Origin of the sequence: Aeromonas sp. 2692-1 (assembly GCF_013085505.1) — a bacterium.
Taxonomy (GTDB): domain Bacteria; phylum Pseudomonadota; class Gammaproteobacteria; order Enterobacterales; family Aeromonadaceae; genus Aeromonas; species Aeromonas hydrophila.
In genome coordinates this window covers 4,070,373-4,096,773 of record NZ_CP038513.1, presented here as the reverse complement: position 1 = coordinate 4,096,773, position 26,401 = coordinate 4,070,373, and the positions used below count along the sequence as shown (strand labels likewise).

The window sequence follows — 26,401 nt, the reverse complement described above, 5'->3', positions numbered from 1 at the left end:
CAAAAACCAGGCCTAATACGCCATGGTGCGCCAACGGATGGTCTTGACCCCTGAGCTGGGTACCTGCCAATAGTGTGTTGATCATCAATATGGCCGGGCGTTGGCGGTGGCTCACCCCAGACCGGGAAGCCGCGTCCGTGAGCCGGGCATGGTAAAGGGAGTTGGGTCGATCAGGGCAAGGCGTAATGGTCCGAGGGGGTGGCTCGGGCAGAAAATACCGCTTTTATTGCAGTTTGCATCGCATTTTGCGCGCCTTGAGCGGACCTTGTGGCAAGTTGCTCGCTTTGGAGGGCGGGAAAGGGGGAAAACCAGGCCGTTTTTCCTGGCTTGGGTTTTGCTTGGGTCGACAAAACGGATCGGCTCTTTGCAGCTGAATGCCTTGCTGCGATGGCCCAATGACGCTCTGCTACCAGGATGAGGTGATGCCATGGCTACTGCACAAGGACTCTTGCAGGACACCGCCTTCGACCATACCGAGGCACATGCGGTGTCGCATGCGCCCCGAGGAAGGCATTCGGTCAAACGGATGATGATCCTGGGGGGGATCCTGGTGGCGGTGCCGCTGATCGTGGCATCCATCGTCTCCTTGTGGAGCAGCCAGGCCCAGCTGCGTGCACAGGAGAAGGTCGAGCGCTTCAATCAGGCTCACCTCATCTTCAAGGAGACGCGCTATGACCTGGTGCAGATCCAGCAGTTCATCACAGATGCGGCGGTGACCGGCAACACGGAAGAGGGCCTCGCCGAGGCGGCCACGTTCCGCGATACCGCCTTGCAGAATCTCGATACCCTGATGCGCAGCTTGCCGGACTTGAGCGACGAACTGCTGCCGATGCAGGAGACGGTCAAGGGGCTGTATGAGAAAGGGGCGACCATGGTGGATACCTACAGTCGCCAGGGTCAGGCGGCGGGCAACCTGATGATGAGCAGCCAGGGTGGCTTTGATCACATGGTGATAAGCATCAACGAGCGGCTTGAGCGCATCAATCATCAGCTGGACAGCCAGGTCACCCGTGCCGTCGCCAGCCGCGACGAGGCCAAGGCGCTGGCCCTGCTGATGGGGCTGGTGGCCGGACTGGTCTCCCTGCTGTTCGTGGTGCTGGCCTATTTCATCCAGTACCGTCACCTGATGCGCACCCTGGGCGGCGAGCCGGATTATGCCGCGCGGGTGGCGGCCGAGATTGCGGCGGGCAACCTCACCGTCACCATCCAGACCCGTTCGGCAGACAATCACAGCGTGCTCGGAGCCATGCGGCTGATGGCGGCGCAGCTCAGTCGCCACATGCGCCAGATAGACCTGCGGACCCGGCAGCTGGCCCAGTCCTCCTATCAGATCTCCGATATCTCGAGAACCATCACCGACGCTTCCCAGCTGGAACAGCACCACTCGACGGAAGTGACCCGCGCCAGCAATGACCTCTCCTGCGCGGCCGAGGCGGTTTCCGGCCTGGCAAGCCAGGTGGGGCAGCAGGCGGAGCTGGCCTATCAGAGCGCCCATCGCAGCACCCGGGTGATGAGTGAAAACATCGAAGAGATGCGCCACGCCGTGACCGAGGCGCAGCAGGCGGAGCAGAAGACCCGCCAGCTGAGCGAGGCGAGCCAGCGCATTCAGGTGATCACCCAGTCCATCACCGCGATCACCGAGCAGACCAACCTGCTGGCCCTCAACGCCGCCATTGAGGCAGCCCGGGCCGGTGAGTATGGCCGCGGCTTTGCGGTGGTGGCCGACGAGGTGCGCAAGCTGGCCAACAATGCCGGTCAGGCCACCAAGGAGATCAACGAGATCGTCACGACCCTGAGCCGGCTCATCGGCGAGAACGAGTCCTCGGTGAAGAGCGTCATCGCCCGCACTCACCTGACCATGGACAAGGCGCACGAGGCGAGCCAGTCCATCAACGGCCTGATGACGGAGATCGAGCGCAGCGTCGGCGCGGCGGATCAAATCCGCGGCACCAGCGACGAGCAGATGGGCAAGCTCTCCTCGCTCAATGCCCATCTGCACGATCTGCTGCATGCGCTCGCGGAAAACACCGAGAAGGTGCAGACCACCGGGATCATCAGCCGCACCCTCTATCAGGAGTCGAGCCAGCTGCGCGACATCATGGAGCAGTTCCGCTTCGAGGCCGAGAGCGGGGCAGATCGCAGCGAGCACGAGCTGCGCCGGGCGCCGCGTATGTACCAGCACATGATGGTGAAGGTACAGGCCGGGGGCGGGTTCCACGAGTCGATCACCGAGGATTTCAGCGTCACCGGCCTGCGACTGCGCACGGTGCAGCCCCTGGCTCTGGACAAGCGCGCCGAGGTGGAGCTCAAGATCTACACCCCCAAGCCCTCCATCGATCTGTATCGCAACCAGACTCCGCTGGCGATCAAGGCCAGGGTGATGTGGTCCCGTCAGGCGGAAGAGGGGGAGGTATATGGGCTGGAGTTCATCGAAGTGGCACCGCAGGCGCGCAGCCAGCTGGAGGCCTGCTTCAAGCACTATGCGCTGGAGCCGACCTATACCGGCTGATGCCGTGTCGAGCCCGACAGGTGGATGGCCGCCATGCGGGAGCCTGCTTGACCGACAGAGTGAAGAGGCAATCAAGAGCACAAAGACGAGATGATGAAAGAGGGGAGCCTGGGCTCCCCTCTTTATTGGGCTGACAATACGGCCTGTCTGCCCTTATACGGCACGCAATCGTGCCTTTAGAACTTGTAGAGCCAGGAGACGGCGGTGAAGTAGCCGTTGTAGTCCTGGTTCAGGTTGCCGAGGTTGCGCTCTTCGCCGGTGTAGAGGTAATCCACGTCCTGGAAGTATTCGTAGCGCACATCCCAGCGCAGCGAATGCTGCTTGGTCAGCTGATAGAGGGCGTAGCCTTCCAGCCGGTGCTGCTTGCTGGTCAGATCCGGGTAGTCATAGCCCTTGCTGGTGTCGGTCTTGCCGCGGCCATAGGCGAAGCTGTAATCGAGCCCAAGCTCGAGATCCCGGTCAAACGCCTTCTTCTGGGTGAGCCCGAGCCCGAGGGTGGTGATCTCGTCGCGCACCGCCGTGCTGTAGGGATCCCAGTCCGGTGCGCCTGTGTAGGCGTGGTTCTGGCTGGAGGTGATCCACTGCAGGTTGCTGAACAGGTGGCCGCTCAGGTTGTCGTCGAACTGCTGGTTGAGGGTCAGGTCGATGCCATAATCCTTGCCCTCGCTGCGCCCTATGTCCGGCTCCTTGTAGTCATCCCTGGCCCACCACCCTTCGAGGCGGGCATCCATCCCTTCGCTGAACTGATAGCCGAGATCCCCCCTGAGTTCGACCCTGTCCCTGTCGGCCAGATAGAACTGGCGCAGGGTCGGGCTGCCGTTGCCACCGGCGCTGTCGTGGCGCCAGTCCGAGCCATCGCGGGTGCTCCAGGCGAGCTTGCCGCCCAGTTGCAGCGCCCCGGCCGGGCGGTAACGCCCCTTGAGGAACAGGGTGTGCTCGTCGGTGTCCTGCCGGTCGGCCTGCTCGCGCTGGTCGGCCTTGTATTGGTAGCCGGTGGTGAGCTTGACCGAGCGGCTGAGCCGGTAGTCGGCCGCCAGATCCGCCTTGCTGCGGGTGCGATCGCTCTTGCCGCGCTGCTTGCCGACCACAGCGTATTCATCGGACTTGTCCTTGCGGTCCCGATACTCGCCGCCAGCGCGCAGGGTGAGATCCCGGCCAAAGCGACCCACCCACTTGGCGTCGGCCTGCAGGGTGCTTACCTCGCCGTGGAAGTCATCCTGGCTGATGGGGGCGTTGCGAAATGCGGTCAGGCTGCCGTTGGAGGTGGCCTGGCTGGTAAGCACGCGACCGGTCAGGCTCTGCCGGTCCCAGTTGTACTGGCCGGATAGGCTCAGCTGGTGGAAGTTGTTGTCCGGCTCGTAGGCGCGCTCGTTGGCGTAAGGGTCGGCGACGCTGCCATAGTAGAGCGCCGTGTCATCGGTACGGTAGAGGGAGCCGTTGTAGGCGAGATCGACCAGCCAGCCTTCTCCCAGGTAACTGACGCCGCTCTTGACCAGGGTGGTCGAGCTGCCGTCGACGGGCTTGGGCAAGAGGCCTGGCCCGCTGCCGATGCCGGGCACGCTCGACTGGTAGTAGGCGAGGGTGGCCTCTTTTTTCTCATGAGAAAAGTCGGCGTAGGGGCGCCACGGGCTCTTCGGGGTGTAGGCGAGCCCGGCGGTCAGCTTCTTGCGCACCACCTCCTTGTCGAACTCGGCCAGCGACCCCTGGGTCAGCGGGCTCTCGCCCGGCTGATAGACGCTGCGGCCGTGGCTGTTCCAGTAGAAGGGGGACTCCGAGTAGCCCAGCCGGGCGCGCATGCCGTCGTAGTGGCCCTGTTCGGTCGCCAGGCTGAAGCGCTCCATGCCGAGGTTCTTCACCTCCAGGCTGCCGTAGCGGGAGCCTTCTCCCCGGTATTGCAGGTCGGCGTTGAAGATGCCGAGCATGCCGCTGTCCTGCTGGCTGGGAACCCAGTTGCGAAAGCGGGTGGCGCCATCGTCGTTGGCATAGCCGGCACCCAGTCCCACCTCGCCAAACCAGCCCTCATCGCGCTCGCAGGACTTGCAGCTCCAGCGTTCGGTCTTGGCCGGTTTGCTCTGCTGCAGGGCGTAATCCCCGACTGCCAGCGGCTCCTCGGCCGCCTGGGCCGAGCAGACCGCCAGCAGGGAGAGCCAAAGTGTTGAGTATTTCATGACTTCTCTCCTCAGCGCCGCAGTGATTGACCGTTGGGATGGTTGGTCCCGTGGATCTGGTTATGACAGTTCAGGCAACTGCCGCCACGCACCTTGAGATCCCCCTCGGGGATGGAGACGTTGGCATGGGGCACGCTGTGGCACTCCTGGCACAGTTGGGGCACCCGCTTGTTGAGCAGCGCCTGGTTGATGGAGCCGTGCGGGCTGTGGCAGAGGGAGCAATCCTCGGTCACCGGTTCGTGTTCCCACAGGAAGGGGCCCCGTTTCTCGGCGTGGCACTCGTAGCAGCTCTCGTTGAGGCTGGGCTGCTTGAGGCTGGCCTCGTTCTGCGACTGGTGCGGGTTGTGACAGCTGGAGCAGGGCAGCTCGCCATTGAGAATGGGGTGGCTGGTGCGCTTGTGCAGATCGGCCTTTTGCTGGGCGTGGCAGCTGGTACAGGTCTCCACCTGCAGCTTGCTGTCCATCACCGGATCCTTGGCCTGGTGCAGGCTGTGGCAGCTGGTGCAGGAGACATCCTCCACCGCGTGAGCACTGGCATGCCAGCCCATTCGCTGGGTATCGGTGTGGCAGGAGAGGCAGACGCTGTTCTGCTTCTCTACCGGGACCGGCGAGTCGGGGCCGAAGGTGATCATGGGTTCCCGCTTCTGCCCCTTGCGGGGATTGCGCGGGTGGTTGCCGGCGGGGCCGTGGCAGGCTTCACATTGCTTGTCGGCCATCGGTCCGTTCTGGTTGCCGAGGTTGCCGTGCACATTGTGGAAGATGCCGGTGGCGGGCTTGCGCGAGTCGGCATCGTGGCACTTGAGGCAGGTATCGGCCCCCTTGGGGGAGTATTTGCCCTGGTCGAATTTCTGGTCGAGGGTGGCCTCGACCTGCAGGCGTGGATCGGCATCGGCCGCCGGCTGGGCATCGCTCTTGGCCCAGACCGGCAGGCAACCGAGTGCCAGCAAACCCGCCAGGAGCCACTGCGGGGTGATTCTTTTCATATCTTGTCCTTCAACGGCAAAGGGCCGGGGGGAGGCATCCCCCCGGCCTGGTGGTCTCAACGGAAGTCATACACCTTGTGAACCTTGTCGACGCCCTGCTCCTGCCCGACGGCATGGCAGGACGCGCACTGTTCAACCCCGGTGGCGGCCTCTATCGTCTCTGCACCAAAGATGGCGCCGTTGTTCTTCATGTGGGTGGCCCACTCATCCCCGGCGACCGGGTTGTCCGGCTTGACCAGCCCCAGCGGCGACTTGAGGTGGCAGCTGGCGCAGACCACCAGGGTCGGACTGAAGAACTTGGGCTGCTTGTTGTCCGCCGTGGTCGCCACCAGCGAGGGTCGTTCGTTCTGCTGGTTGGGCAGGTTGTACTGACCCTTGGTGTGGCAGGACTCGCAGTTGTTCAGCTTGCCCGGGAAGGTGGCATCACCGCTGCGATGGGAGCCGAAGGCGTGGAAGGAGTGCACGTGGTACTTCAGATCCCCCGGCACACCCGCGTAGAAGGAGGTGCGGGTGGCGTTGTGACAGCTGGTGCACTGGGCGAAGTCCTTGGAGGCGTGAGCGGAGCCCGCGTTGCCCTCGGTGTGGACAGCCAGGTCCTTGTGACAGCCGTTGCAGGAAGCCAGATCCGCGCCTGCCTTGAGCACATAGCTGCCGTCGACTCCGCCTTCGACCCGGAAATAGGCCTTGACCGGGTTGATGGCCACGTAGGAGAGGGCGCTGGCGGTGCTGCTGCAGGGGAGCAGATCCCCGGCGGCGAAGGCACCGTTGCGATCCGCCTTGCGGGCCACGCACACCTGCAGTTCGGCGACCGTGGCCGCCAGGGTGCCGGTCACCTCGTTACCCACCTCTTTGCGGCACAGGAAGCTGCCGCCGCCCTGGCTTTCGCACTTGGTGAAGTCGATCTTGTTGCCGGCGACGAAGGTCTGCGGGTTGGTGTAGCCCAGCTCGAAGCCGCTGCCCTGATCCCAGTTGACCAGCACGTAGGGAGCCTTGGCCAGATCGCCGTACTTGATGTACTTGAGCACCCCGTCCATGGTCTCGACCGGCGTGCCGTTGGCGGTCACGGTCAGCTCGACCTCGATGTTGGGCGCGGCGTAGCGTACGTCGTCAAACTTGAACACCAGCTTGTCGCGACCGGCAGCCTCGTTGGCGAGGTAGCCCATGTGCACGCTGCTGGGGGACTTGGTGTTGCCGGGGGTCTCGGCGTGGCACTGGGTACAGAGGGTACCGCTGTTGATCTTGCCGTTGATGTGGCTGACGTAGCCGGTCGCCGTGGTGGAGTCCGCGTGGCAGGCGCCGCAGGGTTTCTCCTGGGCGTGCTGCCAGTTGTTGGCATCCGGGGTGGTCGGGGTGACGCCCTTGTGGCAGGTGTCGCAGTTGCGCGGATCCTGCGGGAAGTGGCTCACCAGCTTGGTGGCGGTGGCATCCAGGTTGCCGTGCAGCTTGTGCACCAGGGTGGTCAGATCGCCCCGTCCGCTGCCGGGCACGCTCTCGTTGTGGCAGGTGACGCAGAGCTTGGGATCGGCCCGGTTGCTGTGGTGAATAGGCTGCTTCATGTGGCAGCTGTCGCAGCTCTGCTGTTCCAGGATGTCGCGGGTCAGCAGCGGTGGCGTGCCGGCCGGTACCCAGTCCAGCACGTAGTCGGTGACCGGAATGCCGTTGCTGCCGCCAAAGTAGATGCCGAGGCGGTGGGTCGCTGCCTCATCCCAGCGGATCAAGCCGTTGTTGTCCTGCGAATCGCTCGGATAAGGATCGCGCACCGTGGTGGCATTGAAGGAGAAGGTGTAGCGGTACTGGCCATTGCCAAGGGCTTCCAGCTTGCCGCCGTTCTCGCCGGTGGGCCGGTTGTTCTTGGTGCTGTAGATGAAGCTCTTCCAGATGACAGGGTCTTCCCGTTTGGCGTCGCGGCCGGGGATCACCTTGGCCAGGGTGAAGGAGGGAAGGGTGGTTCCCAGCTCATAACCCTTGCCTTGCTTGTCGGTTACCTTGAATTGCACCGAGAGCTGACCGCTCTCGCCAAGTTGTGGGGTGGAGGCCGAGATCACCAGCGAATCTGGGGTTCCCGGAGGAGGGGGAGGTGGATCCGTCTGGTCATTGCCATCACCGCCGCCCCCACAGGAGGAGAGGGTGAACACCATTGCTGCAGCCACCAATACTTTCCAGTATTTCATTGTTTTATCCTTTTTTATCGGACTTATTGTTCCATATATGAGCCAGCTCAAAAAATTCCCAAAAAGATACCACTTAAGGGTCAAAAGAGGACTAAATACGGTATAAATCATTTCCATCTTAATTGTAAGGTTTATATATTAGACGGCGTTGATCTAAGTCTCAAAAACGGATCGAAAATCAACCTTGAGTATAAAAATGTCTGTTTTTACTGGGGTTTATAGACCTTTTCTGGAAGAGGGATAAGAAATGAAACGCAGTGTGAAGCTGGAAATACTGGGACTGTCGTTGCTTTTGGGCTCTATTGGAACTGCGCATGCCAGCCTGGACTCATTGGTGGATACATGTAACTCATGTCATGGAAATCAGGGGATCAGCACCCAGAACGATATTCCGACTATTGCAGGGCTGGCAGAATCAAATCTTGCCGAGCAGATGCGCACCTACCTGGACGGCCGGCCGGCCAAGACCGTTAATCATGTCACCGGTGACACCAGCAAGAAGGGGAACATGACCGACATTGTTAAGGGCCTTAGCGACGAGCAGATCGACGAGTTGGCGGCGCACTATGCCGAGCTGCCCTACAAGCCAATGAAGCAGCCGTTCGATGCGGCGCTGGCCAAGGCGGGGCAGAAACTGCACGACGACTCCGGCTGCAAGAAGTGCCACTCCGAAGGGGGCTCGGTGGCTGAAGACGAGGCCTCCATCCTCGCCGGCCAGCCCAAGGGCTACCTGCTGACCTCCCTGCAGGAGTTCAAGGCCGGCAAGCGCAGCAACGACGAGAAGATGAACAAGGCCATCATCGCCATGAGCGATGCCGACCTCAAGGCGCTGGCCGAGTACTACGCAAGCCAGCAGTAACGTCGCTGCCCCTCCCGTTGACGCAGCCGCCCCGCTTCTGGCGGGGTGTGGTCTCGTGTTCATGACCGTCAAAGGAGCTGTCACCAGCTCCTTTTTGTTGCCAGGCGGGCAGACGGCACCCGGCGGGTGCCACCGTTTCGGAGTTTCCTATGAAAAAGATCATCAAGTGGCTGCTGCTCGCCTCCCTCGCCCTGGGGGCGGGTCAGCTGGCGCTGGCCAGCGCGCAGGCAGCCGATGCCACGCCAGCTGCGCCGAGTGCCACATCCAGTGCCGATCAGGCAGAGCAACCCACCCTGGCCGAACGGCAGGCCAAGGCGGAAAAGAAGAAAGCCGCCGCCAAAAAAGCCGCGGCCCGTTTCGCCAAGTGCGAGAAGTGCCACGACGGGGAGGAGGGGATGCACGGCAAGCATGGCCAGGTCACCAACCCCAACACGGGGGAGCAGGTCACCTGCACCAACTGCCACGGCAATGCGTCGGCCGATCACCGTAAACAGCGCGGTGGCATGGTCGATGTGATGCGCTTTGGCAACGACGCCTTCCCGCTGAGCCAGCAGAACGGCGTCTGCATGAGCTGCCATGAGCCGGATGACTTGCGCAAGGCCCTGTGGGCCCACGACGTGCACGCCACCCGGGTCAGCTGCACCAGCTGTCACCAGTTGCACCCGGCCAAGGAGCCCATGGTGGGGATCCCCGAGAAGTCGCGCATCAAGCTGTGCGTCGACTGTCACCGCAAGCAGCACGAGGCCGGCCTCGGCAGCGCCGTCAAGGAGGGCGCATGAGCACGACCCGCCGCGACTTCATGGTGGGCATGAGCGCCGGCGCCCTGATCCTGCTGACGGGGGCCCCGCGCGCCCTGGCCAACAGTATGACCATCAAGGGCGTGCGCTACGGCATGATCCACGACGAGACGGCCTGCATCGGCTGCACCGCCTGCATGGATGCCTGCCGCGAGGTGAACCAGGTGCCGGTAGGGGTGGCCCGCCTGCAGATCCTGCGCAGCGGCCCGGTGGGGGAGTATCCGGCGCAGGAGTACCGCTTCTTTCGCAAATCCTGCCAGCACTGCGACAATGCCCCCTGCGTGCACGTCTGCCCGACCGGTGCCTCCCACATCCGGGCGGAGGATGGCATCGTCGACATCAACCCCGACCTCTGCGTCGGCTGTCGCTATTGCCTGGCCGCCTGCCCCTATCAGGTGCGCTTCATCAACCCGGTTACCCGGGTTGCCGACAAGTGCGACTTCTGCCGCAAGACCAATCTGGCGGCGGGCAAGCAGCCGGCCTGTGTCGAAGCCTGCCCGACCAAGGCGCTGGTGTTTGGCAATCTGGACGATCCCAACAGTCCCATCAGCCAGCGGCTGGTGCAGGAGACCACCTATCGCTACAAGCAGTTCCTCGGTACTTCGCCCAAGATGTACCGGGTGCCAAAAGGGGAGGTGAAGTCATGATCCCATCTCATCTGTATGACACAGACCGGCTGACGGGAGGGAAGCACCATGTGGCATGATGCGTTTCACTTCGACTCGCTGGTGTGGGATGGCCCCATCGCCATCTACCTGTTCCTGCTCGGTATCTCGGCAGGCTCGGCCACCCTCTCGGTGCTGCTGCGCCGGCAGGGGGCCGGCAGCGAAAGCGGCATCATCAAGGCGACCGCCATTCTGGCGCCGGTGAGCGTTGTGTTGGGGCTGCTTATCCTCATCTTTCACCTGGCCCGTCCCTGGACCTTCTGGAAGCTGATGTTCCACTACCAGTTCGACTCCGTGATGTCGATGGGGGTCATGCTGTTCCAGGTCTACATGGCGGTGCTGTTTGCCTGGCTGGCGGTGGTGTTCAGAGCCGAGATCGAGGCCCTGCGCCGACGGCTGCTGGTGGACAAGCTCGCCTTTGTAGACGGCCTCATCGGCTGGCTCGCCCGCCTCGAGCGGCTGCTGGCGCCGCTGCTGTTGCTGCTGGCCGTGCTGCTGGGGGCCTACACCGGCTTTCTGCTCTCCGCCCTCAAGACCTACCCCATGCTCAACAACCCGATCCTGCCGGCGCTGTTTCTGGTCTCCGGCATCAGCTCGGGGGTGGCCTCCACCATCTTGCTGGCGGTCACCCTGTTTCGGGAGGATGGCCACAGCCGCGGGGTGAGCTTCGTGCACCGCTTCGAGCGGCCCATCGTCGCCATCGAGCTGTTCCTGCTGCTCTGCTTCTTCACCGGCTTCTACTTTGGTGGCGGCCAGCGGGAAGCGGCCATGTGGGCGGCCATCGGCGGCGGTTTCTGGTCCCAGGTGTTCTGGTTCGGGGTCATCGGGCTGGGGATCCTGCTGCCCCAGCTGCTGGGGCGGGTGGGCAGTCCGGCCAAGGCTCATCAACCGGCCCGGCTGGCGCTTATCTGCAGCCTGAGCCTGGTGGGGATATTGCTGCTGCGCTACTTCATCCTCTACGCGGGGCAGATGACGGTGATGTAGCCGTTATAGAGGTAGATCGCAGGCAAACAAAAGGCGGGATCTTCCCGCCTTTTTTATTGCCGCCAGCCGGCTGGATCAGATCAGCGCCCGCTGCTCGAGGCGCTGCTCGCCGGGGCGGCAGACCAGTACCGAGCCCTGCTCGAACCAGTCCCCCAGCACGATGCGCCGCGCCGGTTGGCCGTCGAGGTTGAAGTCGTGGATGGCCGGTCTGTGGGTGTGGCCGTGGATCATCATCCGGCAGTCGTGCTGGCGCAGCATCTCGTCCACCGCCGCCGGGGTCACGTCCATGATGGTCTGGCTCTTGTGGGCATTTTCCATCTGGCTCTGGCCACGCATCTTGTGGGCGATGGCCTGGCGGCGCGCGAGCGGCAGTCGCAAGAACAGCCAACGCAGCCACTTGAGCTGGGTGATGCGGCGAAACTTCTGGTAGCCCTCATCCAGGGTGCAGAGCAGATCGCCGTGGCTCAGCACCACCCGCTCGCCGTAGAGCTCGATGACGCACGGATCCCCCAGCAGGGTCATGCCGGCGCGCTTGGCAAAGGCCTGGCCCAGCAAGAAGTCGCGGTTGCCGTGAATGAAGTAGAGGGGCACCCCCTGCTGGCTCAGGGCCGCAAAGGCGTCGGCCACCTCGCCGTGGAGGGGATTGGGATCGTCGTCGCCAATCCAGAATTCAAACAGATCGCCCAACACATAGAGGGCATCGGCGCCGGGGGCGTCGTGCGCCAGAAAGCGCACCAGGGCGGCGGTCATGTCGGGCCGCTGGGCACACAGGTGAATGTCGCTGATAAAGAGGGTGCTCATGAGAAAGTGCGCTGGGCCCTGTTGAGGTGGCTGGAAGTGGAACTGGTATTGGAGTTAGCAGTGCAGTGGGGGCCTATCGCCCTCGGCTGCCACACCAATGGGGCAAGCTCGCCGCCCTCCAGGGTGAGCAGCGCGGCATACGGGTCGCCGGCAAGGCCGAGCAAGTGGCACATGGCCGCTTCCCCTTTGAGCCCTTCATCCAAGCGCAGGCGCAGCACTTGGTGATAAAACGCCGCGCCGAAGCGCTCAAGCAGGGCAGCCATCAGGCTGAGGTGGCGCCAGCCGTTGAGGCGCTCGAGGGGATCCGGGGTGAGGTAGAGCTCAAGGGGCCAAGGGTGGCCATCGGCGCCGGTGACGGTCTGCTCGGCGAGCCAGATGTCAGCGCCTTTTTGCGCAACCTGCCAGCCTTGGGCGGCCAGCGTCGCGGCAAACGTGGCTGGGTCCGGATGCTGGCAGACGATGTCGAGATCGCTGCCGGGGCGGTCGAGCCCGATGGTGACCGTGCTCACCAGCGCCAGATCGCTGCACTGCGCTGCCAGCGCACCCCACACCCCGGCTGTGAGCAGGGCATGGGCCGAGCGTTGGCGCGGGTTGCCGTGGGCCAGGTAGTCGAGACGGCGCCAGTCGATGGGGCCGGCCTTCGCAGATGGAAAAACTGCGGCCGGGGCCGCAGTCAATTCATCTCGCAGAAGGCAGAGATCACTCGGCAAGGGTCACCTTGGTGATCACGACGTCTTCGGTCGGCACGTCCTGGTGGATGCGACCGTAGTTGCCGGTCTTGACGCCCTTGATCTTGTTGACCACGTCCATGCCGGCGGTCACTTCACCAAACACGCAGTAGCCGAAGCCCTGGGTGGTGGCGGATTTGAAGTCGAGGAAGTCGTTGTTGTTCACGTTGATGAAGAACTGGGCGCTGGCAGAGTGCGGCTCCATGGTGCGGGCCATGGCGATGGTGCCGACCTTGTTGGACAAACCGTTGGCCGCTTCGTTCTTGATGGGGGCGCGGGTGTCTTTCTCTTCGAAGCCCGGCGCATAGCCGCCGCCCTGGATCATGAAGCCGTCGATGACGCGGTGGAAGATGGTGTTGTCGTAGTGACCGTCACGGCAGTATTGCAGGAAGTTGGCCACGGTTTCCGGGGCTTTTTCAGCGTTCAGGGTGAGGGTGATGTCGCCGTGATTGGTGTGCAGAGTGACCATGATATGTCCTTTCATTTGATGCGGGCGACCAGGTGCCCGCAGGTGTATGGCATAAAGTGGTGGCAATTCTAGCCCATCAGGGCCCTGCGGCATAGATGGTGCGCCTGATCCGGCACGTTTTCTGCCTCGTTTTCTACGCGCGATGCGGGTAGAATGGCAGGCCATTTTACTCACAGGCAGTGGTCATAAGATGCTGAAGATATACAACACACTCACTCGTCAAAAAGAAGAATTCAAACCTATCCACCCGGGCAAGGTGGGCATGTATGTGTGTGGCGTCACTATCTACGATCACTGTCATATCGGCCACGGCCGCACCTTCGTCGCCTTCGACGTCGTGGCCCGTTACCTGCGCTACAGCGGCTATCAGCTCAACTACGTGCGCAACGTCACCGACGTGGACGACAAGATCATCAAGCGCGCCGCCGAAACCGGCGTCACCTGTGACGATCTGACCGAGCGCCTGATCGGCGACATGCACGCCGACTTCGATGCCCTCGGCATGGTGCGCCCGGACATCGAGCCGCGCGCCACCCAGCACATCGGCGAGATCATCGAGCTGGTGCAATCCCTGCTGGATAAAGAGCACGCCTACGTGGCCGACAACGGCGATGTGATGTTCATCGTCGACTCCTACGCCGACTACGGCAAGCTCTCCGGCCAGGATCTGGAGCAACTGCAGGCCGGTGCCCGGGTCGACGTGGTGGATGCCAAGCGCAACCCCCTCGACTTCGTGCTGTGGAAGATGTCCAAGCCCGGCGAGCCGACCTGGGACAGCCCCTGGGGCCCGGGCCGTCCTGGCTGGCACATCGAGTGCTCCGCCATGAACTCCAAGCACCTTGGCAACCACTTCGACATCCACGGCGGCGGCTCCGATCTGCAGTTCCCGCACCACGAGAACGAGATCGCCCAGTCCTGCTGCGCCCACGGTGGCGACTACGTCAACACCTGGATGCACAGCGGCATGGTGATGGTGGATAAAGAGAAGATGTCCAAATCCCTTGGCAACTTCTTCACCATCCGCGACGTCTTAGCCCACTATGACGCCGAAACCGTCCGTTACTTCCTGATGTCTGGCCACTACCGCAGCCAGCTCAACTACTCGGAAGACAACCTGAAGCAAGCCCGCGCCGCGCTGGAGCGCATGTACACCGCCCTGCGCGATCTGCCGGTGGCCGCTGCGGCCGGTGGCGACGAGCAGGTGGCTCGTTTCAAGGAGGCGATGGACGATGACTTCAACACACCGGAAGCCTACTCCGCCCTGTTCGATCTGGTGCGCGAGATCAACCGCCAGAAGGGTGAAGATATGGCCGTTGCCGCCGCGCTGGGCGCCCGCCTGCGCGAGCTGGGTGCCGTGCTCGGCATCCTGCAGCAGGATCCGGATGCCTTCTTGAAGGGTGATGAAGCGGACGAAGAGGTCGCCGAAATCGAGCAACTGATCGCCCAGCGCAATCAGGCGCGCGCCGACAAGAACTGGGCCGCGGCGGATGCCGCCCGCAACCGTCTCACCGAGATGGGCATCGTGCTGGAAGACAGCGCCGGCAAGACCAGCTGGCGCCGTGCCTAAGGCCGGTGGCCCTGTTGGCGCCAAGTGCCAACAGGTTGAGCCAATAAAAAAACCGCAGCCCTAGGGCTGCGGTTTTTTTATTGGTCTGCCGGAGGGCTGACACGTTCCCTCTCTCCTTATTGGCATGGCTTCGCCATGCAGGACGCGAGGGCGCTGCCCTCGACAGGATTTCGCCCGCCCTTCGGGCTGGGGCGAGTGACTTTTGAAAGACCAAAAGTCACCAAAAGTCTTTTCCCCCGGCAAACCGCCCGCTTCGCGGGTTCCCTCGTCTCGTCCAACGGGTCGGACGGAGCGCCGCAGACGGCACATCCCTGTGCCGGCTGCGGCTGCGCCATCATCCCTGATGGCGCTCCTGACCCGTTGAACTCGACTCGGCGGTTTGCAGGGGGAACCAATACCGTGCCCGCCCGTGGCTTTAGCGTGCATGTTGACCGCTTTTTTCGCTGAAAGGGGAGAGCTGTGCAAGGGGGGAAATAAGGTTTTAGCTTGAGTGAAAAAGTGTTTGGGGAATAGAAATAAAAACCGCAGCTCAAGGCTGCGGTTTTTTAGAAGATTTAATTTATGAATGAGTTTTGTAACTCATATTTTGATTCCATTCTGGATGCGTAATTTTTCAGCTCTTCAATATAACCTATGATGTTCTTAGATAATTTGTCATTTGCTATATGTTCTATGTTTGTTTCATCAATTGTAAGAACGAAATTTGGTTGGAATTCAGACTGGTAAGTAACTTGTGTAGTAATTTTTATATGTGCATTTTTGTTCCATGAAGCATTATCATGTGAAAGCTCTTCCTTTTTCTCTCTTTTACGCTCTTCATTCACTTGTTCAAGTGTTTGTGTAAAGTCATCATACACTCTGTTGTATAGATCTGTAGTTTTTGCATTTATAGAAATTATAGGCTCTTTAGAACCATCCAATGTGACTTCATATGTGGAGGTTACATTTTCTCTATAAACCTTTCCCAGTCTGACCTTACCAGACACCAACGGGAGAATATTCTTGGAGTCAATATAGTTATTTATCTTGTCAATGCTAAAAATTGATGCGGACAGAATAATGCTAACGCTTAATATTAAAGTGCGGTTCATATAGTGCTCTTTTTATGATTTATAGTTTCGGTGGATTTTTAATATATAGAACATCAATCGCGGGAAGGTGTTAAACGTACCCTGTGATGCCTAATAAACTAAGTGTATGTATGGTGATAAATAATGATATATTTATTTTTAAATGTGCTATTAATTCAAGCTTGACTTGTTATTAGAGGGGTGAGGTGTTAAATTATTGATTTCACTATGAGAATTCTCGGTTAATCTCGTCAATAAAGTCAAAAATAGGTTTGAATGATATGAAATCCTCTGCCGGCAATGTGGAAACCACATCGTCTGCAAATTTGTTTTTTCCAGATCTTATTTTTTTAAAACAACCAAAATCATAATCTATGACATCCGTGCCAATGTTTAATCTTCGTCCGCCTATATTTAAATATGGGGTCATGACTTCAATTTCTAATTTTTTACCATTGTTAAGTTTTCTATTTAAGACATGTTCGTTAAACATAAACTCAATACATAAGCATCCGGCATCTGAAAAACCGGCTCTGTATTCAAGCTCAGGCAATAGCAACGCCCATGCATAGCCGTTATTGTGTTTTTTTGTCTGTAGATGTTTATTATCAAGTTTGAAATTTTTGCTTAGTTTTTCAAACTCTCTTTGTCCTTCATCGTCATTATCAAAAATGGCAATTACAGGTCTTTTATCTTCTGGATGGATTGATTCAATTAATTTGGCTAGAGCACTAGCACCACCTAGCGAATGGCTCTCATCGCTAGTATTGTCACAAGAACGAATGATGGCATCACACGAGTAATGTTTCCTTGCGTGCTCGAGAATTTTGGCATCAGTTTTACCCTCAGTGACAACGAGTAACTTCTTTTGCAAAGAGATTTCACGTTCTAATGAAGAAACAAGTTCGAGGCGCAAATTGTGTTCAATGATTTGCTTTGAATAAAAGTCATGTACTTCTCGTTGTATAGCAACTATTCCTAATTCGTTTTTTAGCTCATCAGATATGTTTTGAGATGAATTCACATCATTCACCATTGAACATCCACTTAACTGAGTTACTCTAAAGCATCTTGCTTTTTCACCTTTTAGACTAATAAATGCGGGGGAATGTGTTGTTAAAAATATTTGAGTGTTAACTGCATACTTGTTTATAAAGTCATCAGCCATCTGTGCCGCATGACTATATTCCAAGGCTAATTCTGGTTCTTCATATCCCCATATGTAAAATTTTTGAGAATTGACAGATATGTAATGTAGCACAGAAGCAATATATCTAGATTGAAGTCCATCGCCCCTATATTTAAGAGGGATGTCACCATCTTCAGCATTTGTAGAAACTAAAAATGATTGAAATAATGAAGAGACTTGAGCTGGTGGCATGATCGCTGTTTGAATATTAGTCGCTTCTTTGAAGTCACTTTGGAGTACACCTATTTGTCCTTCAATATGACTTGCTAACTTGGTAGCAGTTTCCAGTAAATCAGCATTTTGACTAACAGTCATATCTAATAGTGAATGCTGTAATCGTGAAAGTAACTCACGAATGTAAGCCCTATCTTTTATTGCAGGAACATACTCAAAATGTATTTTATTTAGAAATGTGGATAAACTTCTCTGAGCTGTAACTAAAGATGATGGTAATTTATTCGCTTCACCGAGACGGGACAAATTATGTGACTCTTCATATATTCTGCTATCTCGATACCATTTACGCTCTACAGTAAACCGAGGTGGGAGGCTACCTTTATAGTTATCAGGCCTTATAAAGTCAATTTTTATGCTTATGAACTGTTTCCCTTTTACGCTTTCTTTTCTAACCTCTTCAAGTCTTTTGGTTGAGAAATTATCATAGAACTCATAATTTTCATCCCAATCGACCTTTCCATTAAAAAATAGATTTAATGACTTTATTAGGTTGGACTTTCCAACATCATTTCTACCAGAAAAAACGTTAACACTAGAACAGTTTTTTACTTCAATAGTGTGAAGTGAACGAAAGTATTTTACTGTTATTTTTTCTATTAATTTCACTCTCAGTATCCTATGAATAGGTCAGTCATTCGAGCCGTAGGTTCGATTAGCGAAGCGTAATCGGACATTCGAGAAATATGGCTTTATTACGGTGGAATGCTCTCTGTCGGGTCTTCAATATAAAGCCATTTCCCGATAGGGATGTATGCCACTTGTTGTTGCATTCACTATTATTTTTCAACCTGTGAAACCATGCCGATAATGTTTATTGCATAGGCGCGACATCTGGCCATCACCATTGGATGGATGAGGGGCCCGATCAGAGATAACAACTATCCCGATCATTGCTCGGAATAGACCACCGGGTGTTGTTAACTGCCCTCGGAGTTTCGGGTTGGGTGTTGCCCCCTGTTGTTCGCCGAGGTGAGGGCACAAAGTCAGGACGGCGGTTATTTCTTGTTCAAGGTTAGTGGCAGCAAGCTTGTCCCAAAATCCTGGTTATCAGAAATGGCATTGAATTAAGTTAATGACTATAAATACGTGCTGTCTGATGGTCTATTTCTTAAGCTTTCTATTTTTCCTTTCAGCTAGTTCATTAAGTTCATGTTCGATCAATTCAAACCAGGTTTTATCTACGCGCTCAAAGGTATTCTCTTCATGCAAATACTTTACTAGTCTGCCCTCTTCATTATAGCAATACACATTAGCATCAGCCCAAACCTTGAAAACAGGGATTGCCTTGTGACCCTGGTCTTTGAATTTTTCAGCTGCTATAGATATTTTCATCCATTCAGGAGCATCCTCGCTATAAGCGTAAGAGTACACACCTCGCAAAAACTCCCAAAATGGGGCCACAGACAGTTCTTCTGCATAGGGCCATAATTCTTCTTTTACTTCTATAAAGAATCCACCCAAGTCTCCCATAGCATGGGAAATATAGTCTTCTGGGAAATTTACACCATACTTTTCTCCAAGGTTTATCACCTCGTTTTTTGTTGGCGCCTGATCTCCTGCTGCAACAATGTAATAATCATCATCCCAGATATCAAGTATCAGTTCTCTAGTTTTATCTGTTACGTTAACCATTATAGATTGTCATCCTATTTGTATTGCTGATTATATATTGAGGGTGATTTACTTTGGGGCAGCCCACGTATTCTGTATGGTGTTATTATTCCAATCTGGTTGACCACCTTCACCCTAATAATTTCCCGCAAGGAGGGGACTGTTGTCTCAGGTGATTACGCCTTGCTAAGCGCCCCTGTAGTCTATCACCTAAAATAGAGGGACAAATACATTGGTGAAAAAATAGCAACAGTACAGAGCAATGTATTTATGGAAAAATACTTCCATCGCATGGTGATTAATAAAGCCAAGGCGACTGTAATATTTATCAATGGCCAGAGTATAACAAAAAGATAGTTAAGAATATGCATGTGAGTGCTGTATGTAAATATGACGTAAAATAGATATGCATGACCAAATAAAAAGACAGGTGTGGTTTTTTTGATAAGTAGATCGAATTTTGATTCCGGTTTAACTTCAGTGCTGCTCATCGACGACTGCCTTGTATATAGAGATAATTTATGAACAATTTTATAGTTATCAAGATTTCAATAGATGGCTATTTCCCGAATACATAGGGATCAGCTAACTGGCCTCTGGGCTGCGGGTTGGGTGTTGCCCCCTGTTGTTCGCCGAGGCGAAGGCACAAGGTCAGGAGCGCCGTCATGGATGACGGCGCAGACGCAGGCGGTACAGGGATGTACCGTCTGCGTCGTTCCGCCAGACCTTTTGCCTGAACCGAGGGCACCCGACCGCAGGAGGGCGAACAAGTGGGGGAGAAGACTTTTGGTGACTTTGGGTCTTTCCAAAGTCACTCGCCAAGCCGCGCAGCGGCGGCGAAACCCCGTCGAGGGCAGCGCCCTCGTGTCCTGCATGGCGAAGCCATGCCAAAAGAGGCGAGCAACCCCTCACCCTAACCCTCTCCCGCAAGGGGAGAGGAAATTGTTACCGTGGTGCAATGCGCTTCGCTTATTGGCACCCTACTTGTCTCCCACAAGGGGAGAGGGGACGGTTACCGCGGACGATTACGCTCCGCTAATCGACCCTACTCGACTCCACCATTGATCCCAAGCCCTATCCCCAAGGGGCGAGGGGATCATTTACCCCGGAGCAATGCGCTCCGCTTATTGGCACCCTACCTGTCTCCCGCCGGGGGAGAGGGGATGGTTGCCGCGGACGATTACGCTGCGCTAATCGACCCTACGGGCTTATTGCACCCTGCGCCTCATCCCGTGGTGGGAGAGGCAACTCTCCCGCTGCTTGGTGTCTATCCTCTGGAATGCTAGGATGCCGAACCGTCCTTTATCCAACCCTTATCAGTTATGGCAAACCGGCTCGTAGGCAGTAAAAACAGGATCACTCGGGCAGGGCGCTGGCTGGCAACCCGTGGCGCCGCGCTCTTTGCCGAACTCTCGGAGTTTCAGCAGCGCATCTGGGTGGTCAGCATAGTGAACGACACCTACACGGATACCTTTATCGTCAACGAAGGCAGCTTCGCGGAGCCCATGCAGTGGATGCGGCGCAAGCAGTACAGCGCCGATATGCTGCAGCGGGTCGATGCCATGCAGCGCTCCCAGGTGATCCAGGTCGAGCTGGGTGACGTCCACCATCGCCTGATGCGGGTCAAGTAGCCCGGATCGCGCCGAGCCGCATTGGACGTTGGGCCAAACAGGGCGGCTGGCTCACAGTCCGTGCCTATCTGCCAAAGACGCTGCCGCCCCTGACTGTCGCCGCCACCTTGCGCCCTTGACCATCCATGAATACTCGGGGCCAACAGGGGCCGATGGTCATCTTACGGAACCCGCTTCGGCGGGGCCATCCAAATCCATGAAATTAGTGATGCAACTATCAGAATTAAATGGTTTTTCTCCTTTGCTGCAAAGTGGCAACCGGCGGTTGACCCGCGGCGGGGGTGTGATGGAAGATGAGCGCCGCGTCTGGCTGATCAGCAGACAAGCAGGATAAGCAGAGCGCCGGGCAGAGTGAGGGGCTGAGCGGGACTGCGCCACCGACAAAGGCGATGAGCGCCAGGGGTCCCCAGCCCTCGACGGCATTCACAGCCAAGCCGCCGCAGCCAAGAACGTCCACGACAGGTGCCGCTTCCCTCAATAGAGGCGGTCACCATGGCTCAGATCGGGCCGGCGTCGCGTTGGCTGCAAACGGAGCGCGTTGCCGGACAATCGAGGGTCGTTCGACGACAAAGGCTGCCAAAACCGCAAAAATTGTGCCACGGCGGGTGCGCGCGGCTTGTGAAGGGCCCCCGGGGTTGGCTATCGTTTCAGGAATAGACATGCAAGCAGGGAGGTGTGCATGGACAGAATATTGCAGGCGTTGTCGCTGCAAGTGACCGGGGCGCGGGATCTGGAGAGCCTGACCCGCCCGCTGCTGGAGATGCTCGAGACGGTCACCGGGCTTGAATCCACCTATCTGACCGAAATCGACCTTGGTCACGACACCCAACATATCCGCTTTGCCCGCAACGCCGCCACCTTGCAGATCCCCGAGGGGGGCTCGGTGCAGTGGGGCGATGCCCTCTGCCGGCGGGCCCTCGACGAAGGGCGCTTCTACACCGAGGATGTGGCGAGTTGCTGGGGGGATTCCCAGGCGGCGCGGGCCCTCGGCATTCGCACCTACCTGAGCTGCCCGGTGCAGACCCCTTCCGGCTCCCTCTATGGCACCCTGTGCGCCGCCAGTGCCGAACAAAAGCCGCTGACGGCGGGCTCGGATCACCTGATCGCCTTCTTTGCCCGCTTGATCGCCGAGCAGGTGGAGCGCGAACAACTGCTGCAGCAGTTGCAGCAGGCCAACCACGAGCTGTCGCGCCAGGCGCTGAGCGACCCGCTGACCGGGCTGCCCAACCGACGGGCGCTGATGCACGAGCTCAACCGCCTGTTTTCACTGGCTGAGCGGGTCGAGCATCCGCTGCTGCTCGGCTTCATCGATCTCGACGGCTTCAAGGCCATCAACGATACTCATGGCCACGACACCGGCGACCTGCTGCTGCAACGGGTCGCCGGGGCGCTGTCAACCGTGCTGCGCGGCAGCGATCTGCTGGCGCGAGTGGGGGGCGATGAGTTTGTGGCGGTGGGGATGGGGCCACAGTGCGGCGAAGAGACGCGGGAGGCGGCAGTGCAGGGCTTTCAGCGCCGACTGTTCGAGGCGAGCCTGGTGCAGCTCGAGGTGCCCGCCGGCCTGCTGCACTACCCCGGTGCCAGCGTGGGGGTGGTGGCCATCGATCCGGCCAGCAGCACGGTGGACGAGGCGTTGAGGCTGGCCGATGCCTGCATGTACGAGGTCAAGCGCCAGCGTCGTCGGCCGAGCTGACTGCGCAGGCGAAAACAGGCAAACAAAAGGGGCCCCGGTGGGCCCCTTTTTCATGCCGCCCCTCAGCGGGCGGGGAAGTACTTGGCCTGGATCTGCTGGAACTCGCTGCTGGCCAGCACCTGGGTCAGGCCGCTCTGGAACTCCTTGACCAGCTCGTCGCTCACCGGGTGGCTGAAGGCGAAGCAGAACTGCTCCGAGCTCAGCATCCAGAACACCTTGAACTGGGCGGGATCCAGCTGCTGGGAGGCGATCAGATCCAGCATGGTGGTCTTGTTGGTGGAGATAAGATCGACCCGGCCCGAGGTGAGCATCTTGAGCGCCTGGGGCAGGCGGTTGGCGGTCATGATCTTCTGCTCGTCAAAGCCGTTGTTGAGCAGCAGCTGCTCCCCCACGTCGGCCCGCACCGCCCCTATGTTGTACTTTTCGGCATCTTCCAGCTTGGCGATGTTGACCGGGCTCTTGGCCAGCCCCATCAGCACGATCTCGGCATAGCCGATGGGACAGGCCCACTTGAACAGCGGATCCCGCGCCTCGGTGCGGGCGGTGGAGAAGAGCACCACGTTGGGTTTCTGGGTCAGCAAGTAATAACCCCGTGCCCAGGGCATGATGGTGATGGGCTGCTGCGGGGTGTTGGTCTTCTGCCAGACCTGCTGCAGCAGCTCGACGGCGAGCCCGGTGGGGGCGCCGGATTCGTTGGAGAAGTTGTAGGGTTTGTACTCTTCGGTGAGGTAGTGCAGCTTGCCAAGCTCCGGGCTGGCCTGGGCGAGGGTGACAAACGCGAGTGCGGCGAATCCAATCCATTTTTTCATGTTGGCCATCCTGGTGGGGTGTAGCGTCATTCTCAAGTGTTATCAAAGCCCGCCAAATCGCCACTCGCCGCGCACTGGCGACGAGAGGTCGCGGGCCTTCTCAGGGGGCGGGCAGGTATTTGAGCCGCAGCCCTTGATATTCCGAAGAGGCGAGCGCCTGGGTGAGGGCGCGCTGGAACTGCTTGATGACGCTGTCATCTACCTGGCGACTGAAGGCGTAGCAGAGCTCCTCGGCATCCAGCACGAAGGCCACCGTGAAGTCATTGGCATCGAGCTGCAGCGCCTTGATGGCGTCATAGCCCGCCAGCTTGCCGGTGGCCAGCAGATCGGCGCGGCCAGATACCAGCATCTTCAGCGCCTGGCTCAGCCGGTTGGCGGAGATGATGCGGCTCTCGTCCATGCCGCGGTTGAGCAGCAGCTGTTCGGAGGCATCGGCGCGCACGGCGCTGATACGGTAGTCGTTGATCTGCTCGACGGCGTTGAGGGTGAGCGGGCGGCGCTTGTGGGCCAGTAGCACGTACTCGGAGTAGCCGATGGGGCACACCCACTTGAACAGGGGGTCGCGGGTGTCGGTGCGGGCGGTGGAGAAGAGCACCACGTTGGGTTTTTGGGTCAGCAGGTAGTAACCCCGCGCCCAGGGCAGGATGCGAATGGGCTGGGCGGGGGTCTGGGTGCGCTGCCAGATCAGTTGCAGCAGCTCCACCGCCAGCCCGCCGGGCTGACCGCTCTGGTCGGTGAAGTTGTAGGGGGGATACTCCTCGGTCAGGTACTCCAGCTTGCCGAGCTCGGCCTGCGCCGTGCCAAGGCATGACAACAGCAGCAGGCAACCGCAAAACCTTATCCTCATGGGCATTCCTTGGCGTAGCGCGGGCGATCCATCTTGCCCTAGTGTGGGCAAAAAAGCCTGATATTGCCAGTAGTTACCAGCGCGCTCTGGTATTTCCCACCGGTTTCAACTGCTCATCGCGAAGCCCCACCAAGAGCGCCTTGCCGCTCTCCTGCAGGCGAAATTCGCCGTAGCGCGCCGCCTCGTACTGCTCGCCGGTGCCCTCTTCGAAGAAGTAGGCGTCGGGGCCGATGAGCCACTGGCCGTCGCTGCGGCGCACCTGCAGCCGCCGTTCATCGCGGGCCAGCTGATCCGGCTTGCCCCCTTCCACCCAGCTGGCGACCTGCTGCTCGTCGAGGCGGATCACCAGGGTGTCGGCGAGGGCCTCATCTTGCTGCCGGTTGCCAAGCTGTCGGGCCAGCTCGTAGTTGAGGCGCATGTAATCCCCCTGCATCAGGGAGCGGGGGTCGACCGGGGCGAGGCGCAACAGCACCACCTCGCCGCTGCTCATGGCGCGCTCGTAGCGCCAGACGGTGACGTTGATGGCCGCCAGGATGGCGAGGCCGGTCAGCAGCAGGGCGAGTCGTCTCATGAGGGGCTCCGCAGGCTCAGCCGTTTGAGCAGCTGGCGGGCGCCGAGCAGCAGGGCGCCCGAGCCCAGCAGCAGCCAGGATTTGGTCATCAGGGTCAGCCCCAGATCGTAGTAATAGAGGGAGCCGAAGCCGACCAGCAGCAGGCCGGCCAGGGTCATCAGGCCGACGCTGCCGGCATAGAAGCCGAGCACCAGTACCAGGGCGCCGGCCCCCATGCCGGGGATGAGGGCGCTGATCAGCACCAGCGGCAGCCCGTACAGCAGCGGCAGTTTCAGCCTGACCATCAGCCCCAACAACAGGGCGGCGCAGAGCAGCGGGTTGAGCCAGAGCGGCAGGCGGGAGTGGCCCAGTTCGTCGAGCATGCTGGTGCCGCCGTCCCACAGCGGGTGGTGCAGGCGCCCCAGCACCAGCAGGGAGAGCGCTAGCCCCAGGGTGAGGGATTCATAGAGCTGATGGCGCAGTGGATCGCGCTCGGCCTGCAGCCAGCAGAGGGCTACCGCCGTCATCACCAGCGGCAGGGCCAGCAGTTGCAGGCCGAGGCAGGCGAGGCCAAGGGTGAGCAGGATGGCGGCGGCGAAGCTGTGGAACAGCCGGATCAGCCAGTGCTCGAACAGGGCGGCGATGGCCAGCGACAGCAGGGCGAGGCCGAACCAGAGCGGAGCCGAGTGCAGATCCAGCCGATCGAGCAGGCCGTAGAGCAGCCAGGCGTCGCCGGCCAGCGCCAGTGCCAGCACGAACTGATCCCACAGATCGCTGCGGGTGGCGAAGCGGTTGAGGCAAAAGGCGATGACCATCAGCACGACGCCCATCAGCAGGGCGCTGTCGGCATCCCGGGTGAGCTGGGAGAACGACATGAACAGGAAGAACAGCAGGAACAGGGCGGCAATCCAGCCCACCATGCCGAGCAGAAAGCGGCTCGACCAGTGGGGCTGGTCGTCACGGGGGGCATCCCCTTCCACCAGCTGGGCCCGTTGCAGTCGCTGCCAGGGGGTCAGATCACTCATGGGGCCTCCGTTGTTGTTGCAGCCAGCGGCTGGCCGCCACCGACAGGCCGATGGCGATGAGGCAGAGCAGCAGGAAGCCGTCCACGTCCGGCTCCATCCATTTGCCGAGCGCGGTCAGCAGCACCACGATGAGGCTCAGGCAGCCCATGGCGAGCCCGGCGATGAATCTGTGATGCCAGCGCAGGTAGGCGGCCGCCAGCCAGCCGATCCAGGCCGGCCAGACCCAGGGGGAGGCGACATCGAACAGCGCCAGCAGGGTGAGCAGGGTGACGCCGAACCCGGCGGCCAGCCCCGCCAGCCAGGAGGGCATCAGCCGGTAGTGAGCAGGCACCAGCAGCAGTATGCCCCAGAGGGCGGCATTGAACAGGGTCAGGCACCAGCCGAGGGCCTCCTCGTTGAAGGCGAAGAAGAAGTTGAACAGGCCGAGCCGCCAGTAGAGCACCAGCGCCAGCTGGCCGAGCAGCCAGCTCAAGGTCCACAGCAGCGGGCTCTGGCCGAGCGCCGCCAGCGGCAGCAGCATCAGCGCCCAGGTGGCAAACAGCTGCCAGGGATCGGCACCGGTCTGGTAGGTCTGCCCCACCAGCGCCAGCAGGGCGCCGATGTTGAGGGCGATGGCGAGCAGCAGCGCCTGGCGCTGGCTGTCGGCGAGGGGCTTGCGCCACAGCAACAGCAGCATGGCGAGCAGCGGCAGCTCCAGCAGCGCGAGGCGCGAGAGGCGGCCCAGCTCCTGCCAGTTGAAGGCGACGAAGAACACCAGACCGGCGCCCAGACACAGGCTGCCAAGCCAGAGCAGCAGCCGATCGAACAGCCACTGCCAGCGGGCAGGGCCGGGGGGCAGCTCGCACAGGGCGAGGGCGGCGGGCAGACTGGCCCGCGCGAGGCGTCCACGCCTGACCCAGTCGAGCAGCGTCTGTCTTGAAGTGAAGTGCATGGGATGCTCCATCAGGTTTGCCGCATTATGCCACGGGCATGGCGCCGATTGGCAGCCCCCGTCTGCGGGCGCGACCAGCCCGGCAAGCGGGTGCAAAAAGCCCCGCC

At 59.4% G+C, this 26,401-nt stretch carries 23 protein-coding genes; 9 read left to right on the top strand and 14 right to left on the bottom strand.

Features of this window, described 5'->3' with window-relative positions; all coding sequences use genetic code 11:
* Positions 1–427: 427 nt before the first annotated feature.
* Positions 428–2,509 (top strand): methyl-accepting chemotaxis protein, encoded by a 2,082-nt coding sequence (locus E5E97_RS18975; RefSeq protein ID WP_253265103.1) that lies wholly within the window; start codon positions 428–430, stop codon positions 2,507–2,509.
* A gap of 176 nt (positions 2,510–2,685) precedes the next feature.
* On the opposite strand, the gene E5E97_RS18970 is transcribed toward E5E97_RS18975, so the two are convergent.
* From E5E97_RS18970 to E5E97_RS18960, 3 genes are read right to left on the bottom strand one after another with little or no spacing between them, the layout of a single operon-like run.
* Complete coding sequence (locus tag E5E97_RS18970; protein ID WP_171280789.1) at positions 2,686–4,677, bottom strand: MtrB/PioB family decaheme-associated outer membrane protein; 1,992 nt, start codon at positions 4,675–4,677, stop codon at positions 2,686–2,688.
* 11 nt (positions 4,678–4,688) lie between these two features.
* The gene (locus E5E97_RS18965; protein WP_016351216.1) at positions 4,689–5,660 is read right to left on the bottom strand and encodes a DmsE family decaheme c-type cytochrome; all 972 of its coding nucleotides are present in this window, start codon (positions 5,658–5,660) and stop codon (positions 4,689–4,691) included.
* A gap of 56 nt (positions 5,661–5,716) precedes the next feature.
* Complete coding sequence (locus E5E97_RS18960) at positions 5,717–7,831, bottom strand: OmcA/MtrC family decaheme c-type cytochrome (protein ID WP_171280788.1); 2,115 nt, start codon at positions 7,829–7,831, stop codon at positions 5,717–5,719.
* A 247-nt stretch (positions 7,832–8,078) separates the two neighbouring features.
* Between E5E97_RS18960 and E5E97_RS18955 the strand changes: the two genes are divergently transcribed.
* The 4 genes from E5E97_RS18955 (at position 8,079) to nrfD (ending at position 11,136) form a co-directional block, all read left to right on the top strand.
* The gene (locus E5E97_RS18955) at positions 8,079–8,690 is read left to right on the top strand and encodes a c-type cytochrome (protein WP_021469996.1); all 612 of its coding nucleotides are present in this window, start codon (positions 8,079–8,081) and stop codon (positions 8,688–8,690) included.
* Positions 8,691–8,839: 149 nt separating this feature from the next.
* Entirely contained in the window at positions 8,840–9,469 is a 630-nt protein-coding gene (nrfB, locus tag E5E97_RS18950; protein WP_171280787.1) for a cytochrome c nitrite reductase pentaheme subunit, read from the top strand.
* Positions 9,466–10,134: a 4Fe-4S dicluster domain-containing protein gene (locus tag E5E97_RS18945; RefSeq protein ID WP_171280786.1), complete on the top strand. Its 669-nt coding sequence runs from the start codon at positions 9,466–9,468 to the stop codon at positions 10,132–10,134. Before nrfB ends, E5E97_RS18945 begins: the two co-directional genes overlap by 4 nt.
* A gap of 48 nt (positions 10,135–10,182) precedes the next feature.
* Positions 10,183–11,136, top strand: a complete 954-nt coding sequence (gene nrfD / locus E5E97_RS18940) for a cytochrome c nitrite reductase subunit NrfD (protein WP_171280785.1) — start codon at positions 10,183–10,185, stop codon at positions 11,134–11,136.
* 75 nt (positions 11,137–11,211) lie between these two features.
* Here nrfD and lpxH read toward each other — a convergent pair whose 3' ends face one another.
* From lpxH to E5E97_RS18925, 3 genes are read right to left on the bottom strand one after another with little or no spacing between them, the layout of a single operon-like run.
* On the bottom strand, positions 11,212–11,937 hold the full coding sequence (gene lpxH / locus E5E97_RS18935; RefSeq protein ID WP_171280784.1) for a UDP-2,3-diacylglucosamine diphosphatase: 726 nt from the start codon (positions 11,935–11,937) through the stop codon (positions 11,212–11,214).
* The gene (locus E5E97_RS18930; RefSeq protein WP_171280783.1) at positions 11,934–12,647 is read right to left on the bottom strand and encodes a DUF4269 domain-containing protein; all 714 of its coding nucleotides are present in this window, start codon (positions 12,645–12,647) and stop codon (positions 11,934–11,936) included. The genes lpxH and E5E97_RS18930 overlap by 4 nt, the downstream gene beginning before the upstream one ends.
* Positions 12,637–13,134 (bottom strand): peptidylprolyl isomerase, encoded by a 498-nt coding sequence (locus E5E97_RS18925; protein WP_005302674.1) that lies wholly within the window; start codon positions 13,132–13,134, stop codon positions 12,637–12,639. Before E5E97_RS18925 ends, E5E97_RS18930 begins: the two co-directional genes overlap by 11 nt.
* A 190-nt stretch (positions 13,135–13,324) precedes the next feature.
* Between E5E97_RS18925 and cysS the strand changes: the two genes are divergently transcribed.
* Positions 13,325–14,701 carry a cysteine--tRNA ligase gene (cysS, locus tag E5E97_RS18920; RefSeq protein WP_171280782.1) on the top strand — a complete coding sequence of 459 codons (1,377 nt, stop codon included), beginning with the start codon at positions 13,325–13,327 and terminating at the stop codon, positions 14,699–14,701.
* 554 nt (positions 14,702–15,255) lie between these two features.
* Here the strand turns inward: cysS and E5E97_RS18915 are convergent.
* The 3 genes from E5E97_RS18915 to E5E97_RS18905 all read right to left on the bottom strand — a co-directional run bounded on the left by E5E97_RS18915 (position 15,256) and on the right by E5E97_RS18905 (position 18,829).
* Positions 15,256–15,792: a hypothetical protein gene (locus E5E97_RS18915; RefSeq protein ID WP_171280781.1), complete on the bottom strand. Its 537-nt coding sequence runs from the start codon at positions 15,790–15,792 to the stop codon at positions 15,256–15,258.
* A 205-nt stretch (positions 15,793–15,997) separates the two neighbouring features.
* Positions 15,998–17,803, bottom strand: coding sequence for an ATP-dependent endonuclease (locus E5E97_RS18910; protein ID WP_171280780.1), 1,806 nt, complete (start codon positions 17,801–17,803; stop codon positions 15,998–16,000).
* 495 nt (positions 17,804–18,298) lie between these two features.
* Positions 18,299–18,829: a hypothetical protein gene (locus tag E5E97_RS18905; protein WP_171280779.1), complete on the bottom strand. Its 531-nt coding sequence runs from the start codon at positions 18,827–18,829 to the stop codon at positions 18,299–18,301.
* A gap of 1,301 nt (positions 18,830–20,130) precedes the next feature.
* Between E5E97_RS18905 and E5E97_RS18900 the strand changes: the two genes are divergently transcribed.
* From E5E97_RS18900 to E5E97_RS18895, 3 genes are all read left to right on the top strand, one after another.
* Entirely contained in the window at positions 20,131–20,439 is a 309-nt protein-coding gene (locus E5E97_RS18900) for a hypothetical protein (RefSeq protein WP_171280778.1), read from the top strand.
* Positions 20,440–20,647: 208 nt separating this feature from the next.
* Positions 20,648–20,773 (top strand): hypothetical protein, encoded by a 126-nt coding sequence (locus tag E5E97_RS23710; RefSeq protein WP_301270961.1) that lies wholly within the window; start codon positions 20,648–20,650, stop codon positions 20,771–20,773.
* Between the two features lie 345 nt (positions 20,774–21,118).
* Complete coding sequence (locus tag E5E97_RS18895; protein WP_042862974.1) at positions 21,119–22,132, top strand: sensor domain-containing diguanylate cyclase; 1,014 nt, start codon at positions 21,119–21,121, stop codon at positions 22,130–22,132.
* A 62-nt stretch (positions 22,133–22,194) separates the two neighbouring features.
* Here E5E97_RS18895 and E5E97_RS18890 read toward each other — a convergent pair whose 3' ends face one another.
* The 5 genes from E5E97_RS18890 to E5E97_RS18870 form a co-directional block, all read right to left on the bottom strand.
* The gene (locus tag E5E97_RS18890; protein WP_011706560.1) at positions 22,195–22,941 is read right to left on the bottom strand and encodes an ABC transporter substrate-binding protein; all 747 of its coding nucleotides are present in this window, start codon (positions 22,939–22,941) and stop codon (positions 22,195–22,197) included.
* Between the two features lie 100 nt (positions 22,942–23,041).
* On the bottom strand, positions 23,042–23,788 hold the full coding sequence (locus tag E5E97_RS18885; RefSeq protein WP_171280777.1) for an ABC transporter substrate-binding protein: 747 nt from the start codon (positions 23,786–23,788) through the stop codon (positions 23,042–23,044).
* A 73-nt stretch (positions 23,789–23,861) separates the two neighbouring features.
* Positions 23,862–24,359, bottom strand: a complete 498-nt coding sequence (locus E5E97_RS18880) for a GDYXXLXY domain-containing protein (RefSeq protein ID WP_171280776.1) — start codon at positions 24,357–24,359, stop codon at positions 23,862–23,864.
* Positions 24,356–25,363, bottom strand: coding sequence for a DUF4401 domain-containing protein (locus E5E97_RS18875; protein WP_171280775.1), 1,008 nt, complete (start codon positions 25,361–25,363; stop codon positions 24,356–24,358). The genes E5E97_RS18880 and E5E97_RS18875 overlap by 4 nt, the downstream gene beginning before the upstream one ends.
* Entirely contained in the window at positions 25,356–26,294 is a 939-nt protein-coding gene (locus tag E5E97_RS18870; RefSeq protein ID WP_162516490.1) for a DUF2157 domain-containing protein, read from the bottom strand. The genes E5E97_RS18875 and E5E97_RS18870 overlap by 8 nt, the downstream gene beginning before the upstream one ends.
* Positions 26,295–26,401 lie beyond the last annotated feature (107 nt).

Bases quoted from the DNA above. Each gene is read 5' to 3' on its own strand.
- E5E97_RS18975 (WP_253265103.1), top strand. From the start codon at position 428: ATGGCTACTGCACAAGGACTCTTGCAGGACACCGCCTTCGACCATACC.
- E5E97_RS18970 (WP_171280789.1), bottom strand. From the start codon at position 4,677: ATGAAATACTCAACACTTTGGCTCTCCCTGCTGGCGGTCTGCTCGGCC.
- E5E97_RS18965 (WP_016351216.1), bottom strand. From the start codon at position 5,660: ATGAAAAGAATCACCCCGCAGTGGCTCCTGGCGGGTTTGCTGGCACTC.
- E5E97_RS18960 (WP_171280788.1), bottom strand. From the start codon at position 7,831: ATGAAATACTGGAAAGTATTGGTGGCTGCAGCAATGGTGTTCACCCTC.
- E5E97_RS18955 (WP_021469996.1), top strand. From the start codon at position 8,079: ATGAAACGCAGTGTGAAGCTGGAAATACTGGGACTGTCGTTGCTTTTG.
- nrfB (WP_171280787.1), top strand. From the start codon at position 8,840: ATGAAAAAGATCATCAAGTGGCTGCTGCTCGCCTCCCTCGCCCTGGGG.
- E5E97_RS18945 (WP_171280786.1), top strand. From the start codon at position 9,466: ATGAGCACGACCCGCCGCGACTTCATGGTGGGCATGAGCGCCGGCGCC.
- nrfD (WP_171280785.1), top strand. From the start codon at position 10,183: ATGTGGCATGATGCGTTTCACTTCGACTCGCTGGTGTGGGATGGCCCC.
- lpxH (WP_171280784.1), bottom strand. From the start codon at position 11,937: ATGAGCACCCTCTTTATCAGCGACATTCACCTGTGTGCCCAGCGGCCC.
- E5E97_RS18925 (WP_005302674.1), bottom strand. From the start codon at position 13,134: ATGGTCACTCTGCACACCAATCACGGCGACATCACCCTCACCCTGAAC.
- cysS (WP_171280782.1), top strand. From the start codon at position 13,325: ATGCTGAAGATATACAACACACTCACTCGTCAAAAAGAAGAATTCAAA.
- E5E97_RS18915 (WP_171280781.1), bottom strand. From the start codon at position 15,792: ATGAACCGCACTTTAATATTAAGCGTTAGCATTATTCTGTCCGCATCA.
- E5E97_RS18905 (WP_171280779.1), bottom strand. From the start codon at position 18,829: ATGGTTAACGTAACAGATAAAACTAGAGAACTGATACTTGATATCTGG.
- E5E97_RS18900 (WP_171280778.1), top strand. From the start codon at position 20,131: ATGGCAAACCGGCTCGTAGGCAGTAAAAACAGGATCACTCGGGCAGGG.
- E5E97_RS23710 (WP_301270961.1), top strand. From the start codon at position 20,648: ATGCAACTATCAGAATTAAATGGTTTTTCTCCTTTGCTGCAAAGTGGC.
- E5E97_RS18895 (WP_042862974.1), top strand. From the start codon at position 21,119: ATGGACAGAATATTGCAGGCGTTGTCGCTGCAAGTGACCGGGGCGCGG.
- E5E97_RS18890 (WP_011706560.1), bottom strand. From the start codon at position 22,941: ATGAAAAAATGGATTGGATTCGCCGCACTCGCGTTTGTCACCCTCGCC.
- E5E97_RS18885 (WP_171280777.1), bottom strand. From the start codon at position 23,788: ATGAGGATAAGGTTTTGCGGTTGCCTGCTGCTGTTGTCATGCCTTGGC.
- E5E97_RS18880 (WP_171280776.1), bottom strand. From the start codon at position 24,359: ATGAGACGACTCGCCCTGCTGCTGACCGGCCTCGCCATCCTGGCGGCC.
- E5E97_RS18875 (WP_171280775.1), bottom strand. From the start codon at position 25,363: ATGAGTGATCTGACCCCCTGGCAGCGACTGCAACGGGCCCAGCTGGTG.
- E5E97_RS18870 (WP_162516490.1), bottom strand. From the start codon at position 26,294: ATGCACTTCACTTCAAGACAGACGCTGCTCGACTGGGTCAGGCGTGGA.